The 15,378-nt window shown below is 72.7% G+C and carries 14 protein-coding genes; 6 read left to right on the top strand and 8 right to left on the bottom strand.

Annotated elements, in window-relative coordinates; all coding sequences use genetic code 11:
* Positions 1–25 precede the first annotated feature (25 nt).
* Positions 26–1,084: an aspartate-semialdehyde dehydrogenase gene (locus tag H1D33_RS25305; protein ID WP_307755248.1), complete on the bottom strand. Its 1,059-nt coding sequence runs from the start codon at positions 1,082–1,084 to the stop codon at positions 26–28.
* A 5-nt stretch (positions 1,085–1,089) separates the two neighbouring features.
* On the bottom strand, positions 1,090–2,355 hold the full coding sequence (locus H1D33_RS25300) for an aspartate kinase (protein ID WP_181570798.1): 1,266 nt from the start codon (positions 2,353–2,355) through the stop codon (positions 1,090–1,092).
* A 207-nt stretch (positions 2,356–2,562) separates the two neighbouring features.
* Here H1D33_RS25300 and H1D33_RS25295 point away from each other — a divergent pair, with 207 nt between their 5' ends.
* Entirely contained in the window at positions 2,563–3,315 is a 753-nt protein-coding gene (locus H1D33_RS25295; protein WP_246411877.1) for a hypothetical protein, read from the top strand.
* Between the two features lie 84 nt (positions 3,316–3,399).
* A complete protein-coding gene (locus tag H1D33_RS25290) occupies positions 3,400–3,930 on the top strand; it encodes a nitroreductase family protein (RefSeq protein WP_181570799.1) in 531 nt (176 codons plus the stop codon).
* 136 nt (positions 3,931–4,066) lie between these two features.
* Here H1D33_RS25290 and H1D33_RS25285 read toward each other — a convergent pair whose 3' ends face one another.
* Entirely contained in the window at positions 4,067–5,044 is a 978-nt protein-coding gene (locus H1D33_RS25285; protein WP_307755247.1) for an ArsR/SmtB family transcription factor, read from the bottom strand.
* A gap of 87 nt (positions 5,045–5,131) precedes the next feature.
* On the opposite strand from H1D33_RS25285, the gene H1D33_RS25280 reads away from it, so the two are divergent.
* Both H1D33_RS25280 and leuA read left to right on the top strand, forming a co-directional pair.
* Positions 5,132–6,406, top strand: coding sequence for an MFS transporter (locus H1D33_RS25280; protein WP_181570801.1), 1,275 nt, complete (start codon positions 5,132–5,134; stop codon positions 6,404–6,406).
* Positions 6,407–6,643: 237 nt separating this feature from the next.
* Positions 6,644–8,386 (top strand): 2-isopropylmalate synthase, encoded by a 1,743-nt coding sequence (leuA, locus tag H1D33_RS25275; protein WP_181570802.1) that lies wholly within the window; start codon positions 6,644–6,646, stop codon positions 8,384–8,386.
* Between the two features lie 52 nt (positions 8,387–8,438).
* On the opposite strand, the gene H1D33_RS25270 is transcribed toward leuA, so the two are convergent.
* Positions 8,439–9,872 (bottom strand): MFS transporter, encoded by a 1,434-nt coding sequence (locus H1D33_RS25270; RefSeq protein WP_307755246.1) that lies wholly within the window; start codon positions 9,870–9,872, stop codon positions 8,439–8,441.
* Between the two features lie 108 nt (positions 9,873–9,980).
* Here H1D33_RS25270 and H1D33_RS25265 point away from each other — a divergent pair, with 108 nt between their 5' ends.
* A complete protein-coding gene (locus H1D33_RS25265; RefSeq protein ID WP_181570804.1) occupies positions 9,981–10,640 on the top strand; it encodes an HNH endonuclease family protein in 660 nt (219 codons plus the stop codon).
* On the top strand, positions 10,622–11,125 hold the full coding sequence (locus H1D33_RS25260; RefSeq protein ID WP_181570805.1) for a hypothetical protein: 504 nt from the start codon (positions 10,622–10,624) through the stop codon (positions 11,123–11,125). Before H1D33_RS25265 ends, H1D33_RS25260 begins: the two co-directional genes overlap by 19 nt.
* Before the next feature lie 46 nt (positions 11,126–11,171).
* Here the strand turns inward: H1D33_RS25260 and H1D33_RS25255 are convergent, their stop codons facing one another.
* The 4 genes from H1D33_RS25255 to H1D33_RS25240 are packed head-to-tail and all read right to left on the bottom strand — an operon-like array spanning position 11,172 to position 15,349.
* Positions 11,172–12,278: an ABC transporter ATP-binding protein gene (locus H1D33_RS25255; protein ID WP_181570806.1), complete on the bottom strand. Its 1,107-nt coding sequence runs from the start codon at positions 12,276–12,278 to the stop codon at positions 11,172–11,174.
* Positions 12,275–13,261, bottom strand: a complete 987-nt coding sequence (locus H1D33_RS25250; RefSeq protein WP_181570807.1) for an ABC transporter ATP-binding protein — start codon at positions 13,259–13,261, stop codon at positions 12,275–12,277. The genes H1D33_RS25255 and H1D33_RS25250 overlap by 4 nt, the downstream gene beginning before the upstream one ends.
* Before the next feature lie 43 nt (positions 13,262–13,304).
* Positions 13,305–14,345 carry an ABC transporter permease gene (locus tag H1D33_RS25245; protein ID WP_220138738.1) on the bottom strand — a complete coding sequence of 347 codons (1,041 nt, stop codon included), beginning with the start codon at positions 14,343–14,345 and terminating at the stop codon, positions 13,305–13,307.
* On the bottom strand, positions 14,342–15,349 hold the full coding sequence (locus H1D33_RS25240) for an ABC transporter permease (RefSeq protein ID WP_181570808.1): 1,008 nt from the start codon (positions 15,347–15,349) through the stop codon (positions 14,342–14,344). Before H1D33_RS25240 ends, H1D33_RS25245 begins: the two co-directional genes overlap by 4 nt.
* Positions 15,350–15,378 lie beyond the last annotated feature (29 nt).

Here is a 15,378-nt window from a genome sequence, read left to right as displayed (position 1 = left end):
GGGGCGCGGGGGCAGGGGCGCGGGGTCAGGGGGTGAGTTCGCGGGCTAGGAGTTCGGCGATCTGGGCGGTGTTCAGGGCGGCGCCCTTGCGGAGGTTGTCGCCGGTGACGAAGAGGTCCAGGGCTCGCGGGTCGTCGACGGCGCGGCGGATCCGGCCCACCCAGGACGGGTCGGTGCCGACCGCGTCGATCGGCATCGGGAACTCGCCGGCGCCCGGGTCGTCGACCAGGATCACTCCCGGCGCGTTGCGCAGCACCTCGCGGGCGCCCTCGGCGTCCACCTCGGTGGCGAAGACGGCGTGCACGGCGATCGAGTGACCGGTCACCACCGGCACCCGCACGCAGGTTGCCGAGACCTTCAGGTCGGGCAGCCCGAGGATCTTGCGCGACTCGTTGCGCAGCTTCATCTCCTCGGAGGACCAGCCGGCGTCGGCCAGCGAGCCCGTCCAGGGCACCACGTTGAGCGCCAGCGGTGCCGGGAACGGGCCCAGCTCGTCGCCGACGGCCTGGCGTACGTCGCCGGCGCGGGAGCCGAGCACCCGGTCCCCGGCGACCTTGCCGAGCTGCAGGTGCAGGGCGTCCACCCCGGCCTGTCCCGCCCCGGAGGCCGCCTGGTAGGAGGCGAGGACGAGTTCGCGCAGGCCGTACTCGCGGTGCAGCGGGGCGATCGCCACGATCATCGCGAGCGTGGTGCAGTTGGCGTTGGCGACGATCCCCTTGGACCGGCGGCGCACCTGGTCGGGGTTGATCTCGGGGACCACCAGCGGCACGTCCCGGTCCATCCGGAACGCGCCGGAGTTGTCCACCACCACCGCGCCGCGGGCCACCGCGACCGGCGCCCACTCGGCCGAGACGTCGTCGGGCACGTCGAACATCGCCACGTCGACGCCGTCGAACGCCTCGGGGCTGACCGCCTGGACGGTCAACTCCTCGCCCCGGCACCACACCCGACGGCCGGCCGAGCGCTCGGACGCGAGCAACCGGATCTCGCCCCACACGTTGCGGCGGGAGGAGAGGAGCTGGCACATCACCGTGCCGACGGCACCGGTCGCGCCGACCACGGCGAGGGTGGGCAGCGGCGGCATCCGCGCTACCGCCCGGTGCCGGCGTAGACGACGGCTTCGGTGTCACCACCCAGCTCGAAGGCGTCGTGAATGGCCCGGACCGCCTTGTCGAGGTCGGTGTCGCGGCAGACCACGGAGACCCGGATCTCCGAGGTGGAGATCATTTCGATGTTCACGCCGGCGGTGCCGAGCGCGGCGAAGAAGCCGGCGGCGACGCCCGGGTGCGAGCGCATGCCGGCGCCGATCAGCGAGACCTTGCCGACGTGGTCGTCGTAGAGCAGGCCCTTGAACTTGACCGACTCCTGGATCTTGCTGAGCGCGGCCATCGCGGTCGGGCCGTCGGTCTTGGGCAGCGTGAACGAGATGTCGGTGCGGCCGGTGCCCTCGGTGGACACGTTCTGCACGATCATGTCGATGTTGATCTCGGCGCCGGCGACGGTGTCGAAGATCCGCGCGGCGGCGCCCGGCTCGTCGGGCACCCCGACGATGGTGATCTTCGCCTCGCTGCGGTCGTGGGCGACCCCGGTGATCAGTGCTTGTTCCACAGGAAGGTCCTCCATCGATCCGGTGACCATCGTGCCGGTGTTGGTCGAGTATGACGAACGGACGTGGATCGGCAACCCCGCGCGCCGGGCGTACTCGACGCTGCGCAGGTGCAGCACCTTCGCGCCGCAGGCGGCCAGCTCCAGCGTCTCCTCGTAGGTGATCTGCGCGATGTGCCGGGCGTTCGGCACGATCCGCGGGTCGGCGGTGAAGATGCCGTCCACGTCGGTGTAGATCTCGCAGACGTCCGCCCGGAGCGCGGCGGCCAACGCCACCGCGGTGGTGTCCGAGCCGCCGCGGCCGAGCGTGGTCACGTCCTTCGTGTCCTGCGAGACGCCCTGGAAGCCGGCGACGATGACCACCGCGCCCTCGTCCAGCGCGCCCTTGAGCCGCCCCGGGGTCACGTCGATGATCCGGGCCCGGCCGTGCACCGAGGTGGTGATCACGCCGGCCTGGGAGCCGGTGAACGAGCGCGCCTCGTAGCCCAGGTTGTGGATGGCCATGGCCAGCAGCGCCATCGAGATCCGCTCGCCGGCGGTGAGCAGCATGTCCAGCTCGCGTCCGGGTGGCAGCGGGCTCACCTGGTTGGCCAGGTCGAGCAACTCGTCGGTGGTGTCACCCATGGCGGAGACCACCACCACCACGTCGTCGCCCGCCTTGCGGGCGGCCACGATGCGCTCGGCCACCCGCTTGATCCGCTCCGCGTTGGCGACGGAGGACCCGCCGTACTTCTGCACCACGAGTGCCACGACGGTGCGCTCCCCTCCCAGTGACGGCCCTGAGCGTGCCGACGCCGCCGGGTCTGAAAGGTCCGGCGGCGCGTGTCAGACGTCCTCAGGGTATCGGGCGGGCCGCGCGGCCGGAGCGGGTGATCCCACCATCCGGCCCGGGCCCGCCAACCGGTACAGCCGTACGGTGGGCTGACCTCGACCCCCGCGACGTCGCAGAATGACCCGGTGCACGCTCACCGACGCGCGGCCCGGCCACTGACCGGCGTACTCGCGCTCACCCTGCCGGCCCTGCTGGCCTCCTGCGTCGCCGACCACCCTCGGACGGCGCCCACCGACGGCGCCGACCCGGTGCCGGTGCAGGTCGACGCCGCCCGTGACGAGCTGGCCGGGCTGGCCGCCGCCGCGCAGGACCGCCACTTCACCGCCACGTACGCCTTCGCGCCGCCCGGCGGCCCGTCCCGCACGCTCACCTGGACCAGCGCCAACGACGGCGGCTGGCGGGTCGACGTGCCCGGCTGGGGGCGCGGCGGCACGGTGGACGTGTCGCTCGCCGGCACCTCGGACGGGCTGTTCCAGTGCGCCCTGCCCTCGACCGCGCGGGTGCTGCCGGCCGGCTGCGTCCGCCTCGGCGACACCGACGACGCGGTGCCCCGCCGGCTGGATCCCCGGGTGCAGCACCCGTTCACCGACTGGCTGGAGGTGCTCACCGACCGGGAGGCGCCGCTCGCCGTCTCCCCGGCCACGCCGCCGGCCGGCGTCACCGGCCGGTGCTACGCGGTCGACTCCACCGCCGCCTCGATGAACGCGCCGCTGGACGTGGGCGTCTACTGCTTCGGCGAGGACGGCACCCCGCTGGCGGTCCGCGCCGCCTTCGGCAGCCTCACGCTGACCGGCCGACCCGGCCCGGCGCCGGCGACCGTCGAGCTGGCCGCCGCGGTGACCGAGGGCGAGCCGGTCGACCGGGACGGAACGCCCTAGTCTTTTGTCCGTTACGGGTGTCCTTGCCCACACCTGACCACCCCTGAGCCGTGCGATAAAACGGTCATCGGGGACGCTGAGCCGATGACCGACCTGACCCCGCTGCTCGCCTTCCGGTGGAGTCCGCGCGCGTTCGACCCGGACGCGGAGCTGACCGCCGACGAGGTGGCCGCCCTGCTGGAGGCGGCCCGCTGGGCGCCCTCGGCCGGCAACGCCCAGCCCTGGCGGTTCGCGCTCGGCCACCGGCAGGACGAGACGTGGAAGCGGATCCTGGTCGGCCTGCCCGACGCCGACCAGGGCTGGGCGCGCCACGCCGCCGCCCTGCTGCTCGCCGCGCACGCCGGCGGCGAGCCGGAACGGACCGCGTACGACCTGGGTCAGGCGGTCGCCCACCTCACCGTGCAGGCCACCGCGCTCGGTCTGCACGTACGCCAACTCACCCGGCTCGACCGCGCCCGCCTCACCACCGAACTGGACCTGCCCGACGACATCCGACCGCTGGTGGTGGCCGCGATCGGCCGCCTCGGCGACCCGGCCATGCTCCCGCCCGACCTGTACGCCCGGGAGACTGCGCTGCGCCGCCGCCGGCCCGTCTCCGCCCTGCTCCTGCGCTGAGGCGCCGCCCGCCCGCGTCCCCGGACCCCGCTGGACCACGTCGCCGGATGCGCGACCACGCCGGACCGCGTCACCGGACACGATCCCGCCGATTCGCGTCGGCGGGCTGCGGCGCGGCGGGTCGGCGGTGCGGTGTTCAGGCGCCGCGCGCGGCCCGGAGCAGGGCGTCGCCGACCTCGGTGTTGCGGTAGAGCACGTGCCGCCCGGCGCGGGACCGGGCGACCAGCCCGGCCGCGTGCAGCGCGGTGAGGTGCTGGGAGACGTTCCCGGCCGACATCCCGGTGAGCCGGGCCAGGTCGGTCGTGGTCACCGCCGAGTCGAGCAGGTGCAGCAGCGCGGCCCGGCCGGCGCCGACCACCCGGGCCAGCGGGTCCCCGGGCGGCGCCGGGGCCCGCTCCCAGAGCGTCCCCACCGCCCGCACCGGGTACGCCCCGGCCGGCAGCGAGTCCTCCAGCAGGTTCCACAGCACCCGCCGGTCGGTGAAGACGCTCGGGTTCAACGCCAGGCCCCGGCCGCGCAGGTCGAAGTCGCGCTCGAACGGGTCGTCGCTGACCACCCGGTCGCCGAGCCAGCGCAGGCTCGGGTGGAGCTGCTCGAACAACCGGCCCGCGCCACCCTCGGCGAGCTGGGCGGCCCGGTGCGCCACGTCGGCGTCGAGCAGCGCCCGCATCCGGGGCCAGTCCGGGGCGATCGCCTCGTCGTGCCAGACCCGCACGGCCTCGACGAGCTGCGGCAGCAGCCTCCGTGGGTCGGCCAGCAGCGCCTGCCCGAACGGGTTCAACGGCCGGCGCGGGGTGGTCGCCAGCAGGTCCTGGACCACCACCTCCGGCGGCGTCGCGGCGATCTGGTCGAGCTGCTCGGCCATCCCCGCGCCCGGCCGGGCCGCCGGGGTGAGGAAGTCGGGCAGCCAGCACCGCGGCCGGGTCAGCTCCACCAGCGGGCGAACCCGGACGGCCACCTCGGGACGGCGCAACGTCACCCGGGCCCGGTCGATCCAGGGCAGGTGCACCGCGTAGCGGACCGGGTCGGCCAGCGCCCACAGGCTCATCACGGTCTCGTTGGCCGGCGACACGGCGAACCGCACGCCCGCCACGTCGGCCAGATTGAACCGCAACTCGGACACCCGCACCCCCGAAGCCAGGATTCGGCCCAGACTAAAACGCTCGACCGGTGCGCGGGGGGCACGGTTTGCTCACCGGTCATGGGGGCCAGAGAGAGCATCCGCACCGCCGTCCGACACGTCGTACCGCCGGCCGGGCTGACCCGCGCCCTGGCCGTGCAGGCCATGGTGTTCGCCATCGGCCACGGCCTGTTCCAGGCCGGCAGCGCGGTCTTCTTCACCCGGGCGCTGGGGCTGAGCCCGGCCCAGGTGGGTCTGGGCCTGTCGCTGGCCGCCGGGGCGTTGCTGCTCGGCACCGTGCCGCTGGGCGGCCTCACCGACCGGTACGGCCCGCAGCGCGTGTGGGTCGTCTGCCTGCTGCTCGACGCGGCGCTGTTCGCGACGTACCCGTTCGTCACCGGCTTCGCCGGCTTCCTCGCCGTGGTGCTCGCGCTGGCCGTCACCGGCGCGGCGACCGGGGTGGCCCGCCAGGTCTACTCGATCAACGTGTTGCGCCCGGAGGAACGGGTCACCGCGATGGCCTACCAGCGGTCCTCGCTCAACGTCGGCTTCGGGCTCGGCGCGCTGATCAGCGGCCTGGTGCTGGCGATCGACACGATCTGGGCGTACCGGGGCATGGTCTTCTTCATCGCGGTGGTCTTCCTGGTGACCGCCGGCTTCGTGCGCCGGCTGCCCCGGCTGCCGGAGGTGACCCGGCCGACCGAGCCGATGAGCCGGCTGGCGGTGCTGCGGGACCGCCCGTTCATGGCCGTCTCGCTGCTGTCCGGGCTGCTCAGCGCCCACCAGACGCTCTACCTGACGGTGATGCCGCTGTGGATCCTCACCCACACCGACGCGCCGAAGACGATCATCGCCGCGCTGGTGCTGCTCAACACGGTCCTGATCGTGCTGCTGCAGGTGCGGGCCAGCCGGGGCGCGGACACCGCGTCGGGCGCGGCCCGGGCGTCCCGCCGGGGCGCGCTGCTGATCGCCCTGTTCTGCGTGGTCCTGCCGATCTCGGCGCAGACCCGGGGCTGGCTCACGGTGGTGGCGCTGGTGGCCGCCGCGACGCTGCTCATCCTGGCCGAGCTGATCGAGTCGGCGGGCACCTGGGGGCTCACCGCCACGCTGCCGCCGGCCGCCCAGCGCGGCGCGTACGTGGGCGCGTTCGGGCTCGGTTCGCAGGTGCAGTTCCTGATCGCGCCGGCCGGGCTGACCGCGCTCGGCGTGAGCACCGGCGGCTGGGGCTGGTACCCGGCAGCGGCGATCTTCGTGCTGGTCGGGCTGGCGATCGTGCCGGCGGTGGCCCGGGCCGAGCGGACGCCCCGACTGGGCGAGGCGCCGGAGTCCACCCGACCGGTGACCCCGGTCCCATAGTCCGGACCGGCCTTCCCACCGCCCGTCCCACCACGTAGGGTGACTCTGTCATGTGGCAGGCGTCTCTTCTCCTTGGCTGCCGCGACGAGGCCTGACCGGCCGGCACCTCGTCGCGGAGTTGAACCGCGCCGTCCAGCACATCCGAACTTTCCCTCGGCACCGCCGCGCACCGTCGCCCGGCACCTCGCCGACACCTTCCGATCTGCTGACGCCACATGTTCCAGGGAGCACTCCGAGATGGCTCAACCCGTCACCGAGACCGATCCGTTCGCCCGGCAGCGCCCGAGCCGGATGCCGGTCCACCGCTACCTCCCGTACGACCGGCAGTTCCGCATCGACCTGCCGGACCGGTCCTGGCCCACCCGCCGCGTCGAGGCCGCGCCCCGCTGGTGCGCCGTCGACCTCCGCGACGGCAACCAGGCGCTGATCGACCCGATGTCGCCCGAGCGCAAGCGCCGGATGTTCCAGCTCCTGGTGCAGATGGGCTACAAGGAGATCGAGGTCGGTTTCCCGTCGGCCAGCCAGACCGACTACGACTTCGTCCGCCAGCTCATCGAGCAGGACCTGATCCCGGAGGACGTCACCATCCAGGTGCTGACCCAGTGCCGGGAGCACCTGATCGAGCGGACGTTCGAGTCGCTGCGCGGCGCCCGCCGGGCCATCGTGCACTTCTACAACTCGACCTCGACGCTGCAACGGCGGGTGGTCTTCGGCCTGGACCGCGACGGCATCACCGACATCGCCACCCAGGGTGCCCGCCTCTGCCAGAAGTACGCGGAGATCCACACCCCGGACACCGACATCCACTACGAGTACTCGCCGGAGTCCTACACGGGCACCGAGCTGGAGTACGCGCTGGAGGTCTGCGCGGCGGTGATCGAGGTGATCGACCCGACGCCGGACCGGAAGCTGATCGTCAACCTGCCGGCCACGGTGGAGATGGCGACGCCGAACGTCTACGCCGACTCGATCGAGTGGATGCACCGGCACCTGCCCCGGCGGGACAGCCTGGTGCTCAGCCTGCACCCGCACAACGACCGGGGCACCGGCGTGGCCGCCGCCGAGCTGGGCCTGCTGGCCGGCGCCGACCGGATCGAGGGCTGCCTGTTCGGCAACGGCGAGCGCACCGGCAACGTCGACCTGGTCACGCTGGGCCTGAACCTGTTCTCCCAGGGCATCGACCCGATGATCGACTTCTCGAACATCGACGAGATCCGGCGCGCGGTCGAATACTGCAACCAGCTCCCGGTGCACGAGCGCCACCCGTACGCGGGCGACCTGGTCTACACCGCGTTCTCCGGCTCCCACCAGGACGCCATCAACAAGGGCTTCGCCGCGCTGCACGCCGACGCGGCGGCGGCCGGGGTGCCGGTCGACGAGTTCACCTGGGCGGTGCCCTACCTGCCGATCGACCCGAAGGACCTGGGCCGCACCTACGAGGCGGTCATCCGGGTCAACTCGCAGTCCGGCAAGGGCGGCGTCGCGTACATCATGAAGTCCGAGCACCAGCTCGACCTGCCGCGCCGCCTCCAGATCGAGTTCTCCGGCGTGGTGCAGTCCGTCACCGACCACGACGGCGGCGAGGTCGAGCCGGGCACCATGTGGGAGATCTTCGCCCGCAACTACCTGGTCGACCACCAGGTGGACCCGGCGGTCACGCTGGCCGGCTACACGATCGGCACCGTCGACGGCAAGGTCGAGATCGACGCCCGGGTCGGCTTCGACGGCGAGACGCGGGCGCTGGCCGCGATCGGCAACGGCCCGATCGACGCGTACGTCAACGCGTTGCAGTCGCTGGGCGTGGCGGTCCGGGTGCTCGACTACCACGAGCACGCGCTCTCCTCCGGCGGCGACGCGCAGGCCGCCGCGTACGTGGAGTGCGAGGTGGACGGCCGGACGGTGTGGGGTGTCGGGGTGGACGCCAACATCGTCACCGCCTCCATCAAGGCGGTCACCAGCGCCGTCAACCGCACCCGCTGAGGTGTAAGGCGGGGCCCCTTCTTAACGCTTTCTGCATAGGAAGGGGCCCCGCTTAACGCTTCGCCCCCGGGCGGTGGATGAGGACGGCGGCCAGCAGGGCGCCGGCGAGCAGCAGCCCCGCACACCACGCCAACGCCCCCCGGTACGCGTCGGCCAACGCGCCCTTCTGCTCGTACCCGGTGCCGGAGAGCCCGACCAGCAGCGGCAACGCGGCCACCGCGAGCAGACCGCCGGCCCGGGAGGCGGCGTTGTTGAAGCCGCTCGCCACCCCGGCGAAGCGGTCCGACACGGCCCCGAGCACCGACGTGGTCAGCGGCGCCACCACCAGCGTGAGCCCGGCGCCGAACAGCACCACGCCGGGCAGCACGTCGGTCCAGTACGACGCGCCCGGCCCGACCCGACGCAGCAGCAGCAGGCCGGCCGCGGCGATCACCGGGCCGACGGTGAGCGGCAGCCGGGGGCCGATCCGGGCGGACAGCGCGCCGGCCCGGGGCGAGCCGACCAGCAGCAGCACCGTCATCGGCACCGTGGCCAGGCCGGTGAGCAGCGCCGACCAGCCGACCACGTTCTGCAGGTAGACGGCGAGGAAGAAGGTGAACCCGCCGAGCGCCGCGTACACCACCACGGTGAAGATGTTGAGCACCGAGAACAGCCGACTGGAGAACAGCCCGGTGGGCAGCATCGCGGTGTCGCCGCGTCGACGCTCCACCAGCACGAAGACCACCACCGCGGCCAGCCCGACCACCGCCGTGGCGAGCACCGCCGGGGAGGCGCCGTGCGCCGGGGCGTCGATCAGCGCGTACGTGACGCCGCCGAGCGCCAGCGCCCCGAGCAACGCGCCGGCCACGTCGAACCCGTGGTGCTCCCCACCGGTACGCGAGACCGCCTCGTCCCGGCTCTCCGGCACCCAGCGCATCGCGGCGAGCACCACGCCCACGGCCAGCGGCAGGTTGACGAAGAAGATCCACCGCCAGGAGAGCGCGTCGATCAGCCAGCCGCCGACCAGCGGTCCGAGCGCGGTGGACACGCCGGAGAGGCCGGACCAGGTGCCGATCGCCTTGCCCCGGTCGTCCGGGTGGAAGCTGGCCTGGAGCACGGAGAGCGAGCCGGGGGTGAGCAGGGCCCCGCCCGCGCCCTGGAGGAACCGGGCGGCGACGAGCCAGCCGGTGCCCTGGGCCAGCCCGCAGAGCACCGACGCCGCCGCGAACCAGACCACCCCGAGCAGGAAGATCCGCCGCCGGCCGAAGCGATCGCCCAGCGCGCCGCCGAGCAGCACGAACGCGGCGAGCATCAGCAGGTAGCCGTTCACGGTCCACTGGAGACCGGCCACCGTGGCGTCCAGTTCGGCGCCGAGGCGGGGCAGCGCGACGTTGACCACGGTGCTGTCCAGGAACACCATGCCGGAGGCGAGGACCGCCGCGAGCAGGGTGCCGCGCCCGGCGGCGGTTCCGGTACGCAGGCGGGGCGCGGATGCGGGTGTGGTCACGTCCATCCACTCTGCCCTCGATCCACCGCCGACGCCACGAATCAGAGAAACCGCCGCCGGGTACTGTGCGGACTCGCCCGGAGCCCGCAAGCTGGAGAGGTGTCGTCTGTGCGTACGAGTTCAGGAGTCCGAGCCGGGCTGACCGCCGCGCTCACCGCGGTGCTCGCCCTCGGCGCGGCCGGCTGTGACCCCGCCGTCACCGAGCCGGACGCGTCGCCGAGCGCTGCCGGGAACGTCAACCAGCAGCTCGGCCAGTTGACCGTGGCCACGGCCGGGTCGATGAAGGGTTACAGCCGCACCCGGTTCCCGCACTGGCGGGACACCGGCAAGAACTGCGACGTGCGGGACAGCGTCCTCCAGAAGGACGGTGAGGGGATCAAGCTCTCCGGCTGCAACGTGGTCGGTGGGCGATGGGAGAGCGTCTACGACGGGGTGGAGCTGACCGACCCGTCGGACGTGGACATCGACCACACCGTGCCGCTGGCCAACGCCTGGCGCTCCGGCGCGGACGAGTGGGAGGACTCGAAGCGCGGTGACTTCGCCAACGACCTGACCCGACCGCAGCTCATCGCGGTTTCCGCGCGCTCCAACCGGGCAAAGGGTGACCAGGACCCGTCGCAGTGGAAGCCGGCGAACCGCTCGTACTGGTGTCAGTACGCCGCCGACTGGGTGACGGTCAAGCACTACTGGCGGCTGACGGTGACCACTGCCGAGAAGGCCGCCCTCACCGACATGCTGGAGGGCTGCACATGGGCGAGCAAGCCGTGACGGGGGCGGGTGGCGCGCCGGCCCCGGAGAGGACGCCGGACGCGACCGGCGACGACGCGGCGGCGGCTGGCGGCGGCCCGGCCCCGACCTCGGCCGGTCCGGCGTCGGCCGGGATGACCGCGGACGGCCGGCAGGCGGCATCCGCCGACGTCTCCGGAGCCGGCATGTCCGCCGACGCGACGCCCGGTGCGGCGCCGGGGCCCGCGGACGCGCCGGCGGGGAACGCACCGGCCGGACCGGCGACGCGTACCGCCGACATCACGGCCGGTCCGGGCGGGGTGATGACCGACGAGGCCGGCGTGGTGACCGGCGAGCTGACGTTGCGCACCGAGCACGCCGACGGCACGGTGCGGCTGCGGGTGCAGTACAAGGACGCCGACGAGTGGTACGCGGTGACCGGTGGCAGCGCGCCGCTGGCCGACCCGGCCGCACTGGACGCGGTGCACACGATCGCGGTGGGGCTGCTGAACCGCCCCGAGGGCTGAACCGAGTCGACGCGTCGGCCCCACCGGGGGCCGACGCGTCGTCGTGTCACGGGGTGGGGATGAGTTCCCCGGTCTCGCCCGGCGCCGCGCCGTCGTCCGGCCGGACCAGCTCCGGCTCGACCTCGTGCGGCCGGATCTTCCCGGCCGCGATGTCCTCGGCGTAGTGGCAGGCGACCCGGTGCCCGTCGAGCACCTCGCGCAGCGCGGGCCGCTCGTCGGCGCAGCGGGTGGGCTGGGCCCACGGGCAGCGGGTGTGGAACCGGCAGCCGGCCGGCGGGTTCGCCGGTGACGGCAGGTCACCGGCGAGCAGGATCCGCTCCCGCCGGTCCTCGACCTGGGGGTCGGGCACCGGCACCGCCGACATGAGCGCCCTGGTGTACGGGTGCATGGGCTCCCGGTAGAGGTCGTCGCTGGACGCCTCCTCGACCAGGCCGCCGAGGTACATGACCCCGACCGTGTCGGCGATGTGCCGGACCACCGCCAGGTCGTGCGCGATGATCAGGTACGTGAGGCCGCGCTCCTCCTGCAGCTCGTCGAGCAGGTTGAGCACCTGGGCCTGGATCGAGACGTCCAGCGCGGACACCGGCTCGTCGGCGACGATCAGGTCCGGTTCGAGCACCAGTGCCCGGGCGATGCCGATGCGCTGGCGCTGGCCGCCGGAGAACTCGTGCGGATACTTGCTCAGCGCCGACGCGGGCAGGCCGACCGCGGCGAGCGCCTCGCGGAGCCGCTTGCCGACGGCCGCCTTGTCCTTCGCCAGGCCGTGCGCCTTGAGCCCTTCGACCAGCAGCGACTCCACCGACTGCCGGGGGTCGAGGCTGGACAGCGGGTCCTGGAAGATCATCTGGATCCGGCGGCGGATCCGGCGCATCGGCTCGTCCTTGAGCGAGCGCAGGTCGGTGCCGTCGAAGACGATCTCGCCGTCGGTCGGCTCGACCAGCCGCAGCAGGCCGCGGCCCAGCGTGGACTTGCCGCAGCCCGACTCGCCCACGAGGCCGTACGTCTCGCCCCGGTTGATGGAGAGCGAGACCCCGTCGACGGCGTAGACGTGCCCGATCGTCCGGTCGACGAGCACGCCGCTCTTGATCGGGAAGTGGACCTTGACGTCGCGCAGTTCGATCAGGGGTCCGGTCCGCTCGGTCGACTCGGTCACGGGACCGCCACCTCCTCGGAAACGGGGTTGTTGCAGCGCAGGTCGCCGCCGTTCGCGGTGGGCTCCAGCGGGGGCGTCCCGTCGAGGCAGGCGTCCACCACGTTGTCGCACCGGGGCGCGAACGCGCAGCCCTCGGCCCACGGGATGTTGTCGGCCACCGAGCCACGGATGGCGTGCAGCGGCTCGCCGCGCGGCGAGTCGAGCCGCGGCACGGAGTTGAGCAGCCCGTGCGTGTACGGGTGCTCCGGCCGGGCGAACAACTGGTGCCGCTCCGCCCGCTCCACGATCTTGCCGCCGTAGAGCACGTTGACCGTGTCGCAGAGCCCGGCCACCACGCCCAGGTCGTGCGTGATCATGATGAGCGCGGTGCCGGTCTCGTCGACGAGCTGCTTGAGCAGCGTGAGGATCTGCGCCTGGATGGTCACGTCCAGGGCGGTGGTCGGCTCGTCGGCGATCAGCAGCCGCGGCTTGCAGGCCAGCGCGATGGCGATCAGGGCGCGCTGCCGCATGCCGCCGGAGATCTGGTGCGGGTATTCCTTCAGCCGCCGGGTCGGGTCCGGGATGCCGACCGCGTCGAGCAGTTCCCGGGCCTCCTTCAGCGCCACCTTGTGGTCCATGCCCCGGTGCCGTTCGAGCACCTCGGCCACCTGGGTGCCGATCGGGACGACCGGGTTCAGCGAGGAGAGCGGGTCCTGGAAGATCATGCCGATGTCCCGGCCGCGCCGGTCCCGCAGGTCCTCCGGGCGCAGCTTCAACAGGTCGGCCCCGTCGAAGTTGACCTCGCCGCTGACCTTGTTGCCGCGTCGGGGCAGCAGGCCCATGATCGCCAGGCTGGTGACGCTCTTGCCGCAGCCGGACTCGCCGACCAGGCCGACCGTCTGCCCCGGCTCCACGCTGAAGCTGACCTCGTCGACCGCGGTGAACGGTCGCTCACCCTTGCGCTGGAACACGACGCTCAGGTCGCGTACGTCGAGCAGGCTCATCGGGTCACGTCCTCATCGTGCTGGTCGTTGGTCCGCATCGGGGTCACCGCCGGCTCTTCGGGTCGATGGCCTCGCGCATGCCCTCGCCCAGCAGGGTGAAGCCGAGCGCGACCACGATGATCGCGGCGGCCGGGAAGTACGCCAGTTCCGGCCGGACCTCGAAGTAGCGCTGACCGTCCACGCCGAGCATCAGGCCCCACTCCGCGCGGTTGATGTCGGGGTCGCCGAGACCGAGGAAGGACAGCGACGCGGCTTCCAGGATCGCGGTGGAGAGCGTCAGCGTCGCCTGCACGATCACCGCGGTCATCGCGTTGGGCAGCATGTGCCGCAGCACGATCGCCCCGCGCTTGACGCCGAGCGCCCGGGCGGCCAGCACGTGGTCGCTCTCCCGCTGGGCGAGCATCGAACCGCGCAGCAGCCGGGCGAAGATCGGCACGTTCACGATGGCCACCGCGAGGATGACCGTCCACTGGCTGGACCGGCTGGCCAGGGCGACCAGGCTGATCGCCAGCAGCAGCGCCGGCAGGGCCAGCATCACGTCGGTGAAGCGCATCAGGATGTTGTCGACCCAGCCGCCGAAGGCGCCGGCGAGCGCGCCGACCAGCACACCCAGCGCCAGCCCGATCAGCGTGGCGAGCACGCCGACGAACAGCGTCTGCCGGCTGCCGTGGATCATCCGGGACAGGAAGTCCCGGCCGAGCGGGTCGGAGCCGAGCGGGAAGCCGCTGCTGGCGCCGGGGATGTTGTCGACGGTCAGGTTCTTGGTCAGCTCGTCGAAGCGCTGCGCGGGGTCGTGCGGCGCGAGCAGCGGCGCGAAGATCGCGACCAGCACGAACAGCGCCACGATCGCCGCGCCGACCATCGCGGTCGGGTTGCGCCGCAGCCGGCGGAACGCGTCGCGGACCAGGCTGACACCGCCCTTGTCGGCGGTGGCCTGGGCCAACTGCTCCAGCCGGGCGCGCTTGCGCTCGCCGAGCCGGTCCAGGCCGCGGGGCAGGCTGCCCTCGCGCTTCTCGGTGACGGCCGACGGGTCCACGCTCTCGCGCGGCGTGCCCACGGTGGGCCGGGTGATCGGATCGCTCATCGCACACGCACCCTCGGGTCGATGAAGGCGTAGGAGAGGTCGACCAGGAGGTTGACCAGCACGAAGACCAGTGCGGCCAGCAGGATCAACGCCTGGAGCACCGGGTAGTCGCGACCGCCGCTGATCGAGTCGTAGATCAGCGTGCCGAGGCCGCCCCAGTTGTAGACCCGTTCGGTGAGCACCGCGCCGGAGAGCAACGCGCCGGTCTGCAGGCCGATGGTGGTGACCACCGGCAGCAGCGCGTTGCGCAGGATGTGCCGGCCCCGGATCGTCTTGTGCCGCAGGCCCTTCGCCTCGGCGGTGCGGACGTAGTCCTCGTTGAGCACGTCGAGCACGCTGGCCCGGGTGATCCGCACGACGACCGCGAGCGGGATGGTGGCCAGCGTGATCGCCGGCAGGATCAGGTGCCAGAGCGCGTCGCCGGTGGCGTCGAACTCCCGGGTGAGCAGCCCGTCCAGCACGAAGAAGCCGGTGACGTCGGTGTTGTCCAGCCCGGTGCTGATCCGGCCGGACGGCGGGAACATGTGCATGTTCTGGGTGAACACGTCCTTGAGCAGATAGCCCAGGAAGAAGATCGGGATCGAGATGCCGAGCAGGGTGCCACCGATGCTCAGGTTGTCGAGCAACCGACCCCGGTGTCGGGCGGCCAGGTAGCCGAGCGGCACGCCGAGCCCGATCGCGATGACCATCGCGGCGGCGCCCAGCTCCACGGTGGCCGGGAAGGCTCGACCGATCACCTCGGTGACCGGGTCACCGCTCCGGATCGAGTTGCCGAAGTCGCCGGTCAGCAACCGCTGCATGAACTTCGCGTACTGCACCAGGATCGGCTGGTCGTAGCCGAGCGCCTTGACCAGCAGCGCCCGTCGCTCCGGCGTGGCCCGCTCACCGAGCAGCGCCTCGATCGGGCCGCCGGGCAGGTTGCGCAGCCAGACGAAGACCAGCGCGGACAGCCCTATCAGGGTCACCACCAGCTGCAGCAGGCGGCGAACTATGACTCGCAACATCTCTCACACACCAGATTCTCGGTTGAACA

The sequence above is a fragment of the Micromonospora ferruginea genome, from assembly GCF_013694245.2.
Taxonomy (GTDB): Bacteria; Actinomycetota; Actinomycetes; order Mycobacteriales; family Micromonosporaceae; genus Micromonospora; species Micromonospora robiginosa.
Note: the sequence above shows the minus strand (reverse complement) of the source record. Positions and strands in the feature narration are given on the sequence as shown.

Coding starts and splice junctions, on each gene's coding strand:
- H1D33_RS25240 (WP_181570808.1), bottom strand. CDS start 15,349: ATGTTGCGAGTCATAGTTCGCCGCCTGCTGCAGCTGGTGGTGACCCTG.
- H1D33_RS25245 (WP_220138738.1), bottom strand. CDS start 14,345: ATGAGCGATCCGATCACCCGGCCCACCGTGGGCACGCCGCGCGAGAGC.
- H1D33_RS25250 (WP_181570807.1), bottom strand. CDS start 13,261: ATGAGCCTGCTCGACGTACGCGACCTGAGCGTCGTGTTCCAGCGCAAG.
- H1D33_RS25260 (WP_181570805.1), top strand. CDS start 10,622: ATGGGCGAGCAAGCCGTGACGGGGGCGGGTGGCGCGCCGGCCCCGGAG.
- H1D33_RS25290 (WP_181570799.1), top strand. CDS start 3,400: ATGACCGACCTGACCCCGCTGCTCGCCTTCCGGTGGAGTCCGCGCGCG.
- leuA (WP_181570802.1), top strand. CDS start 6,644: ATGGCTCAACCCGTCACCGAGACCGATCCGTTCGCCCGGCAGCGCCCG.
- H1D33_RS25305 (WP_307755248.1), bottom strand. CDS start 1,084: ATGCCGCCGCTGCCCACCCTCGCCGTGGTCGGCGCGACCGGTGCCGTC.
- H1D33_RS25280 (WP_181570801.1), top strand. CDS start 5,132: ATGGGGGCCAGAGAGAGCATCCGCACCGCCGTCCGACACGTCGTACCG.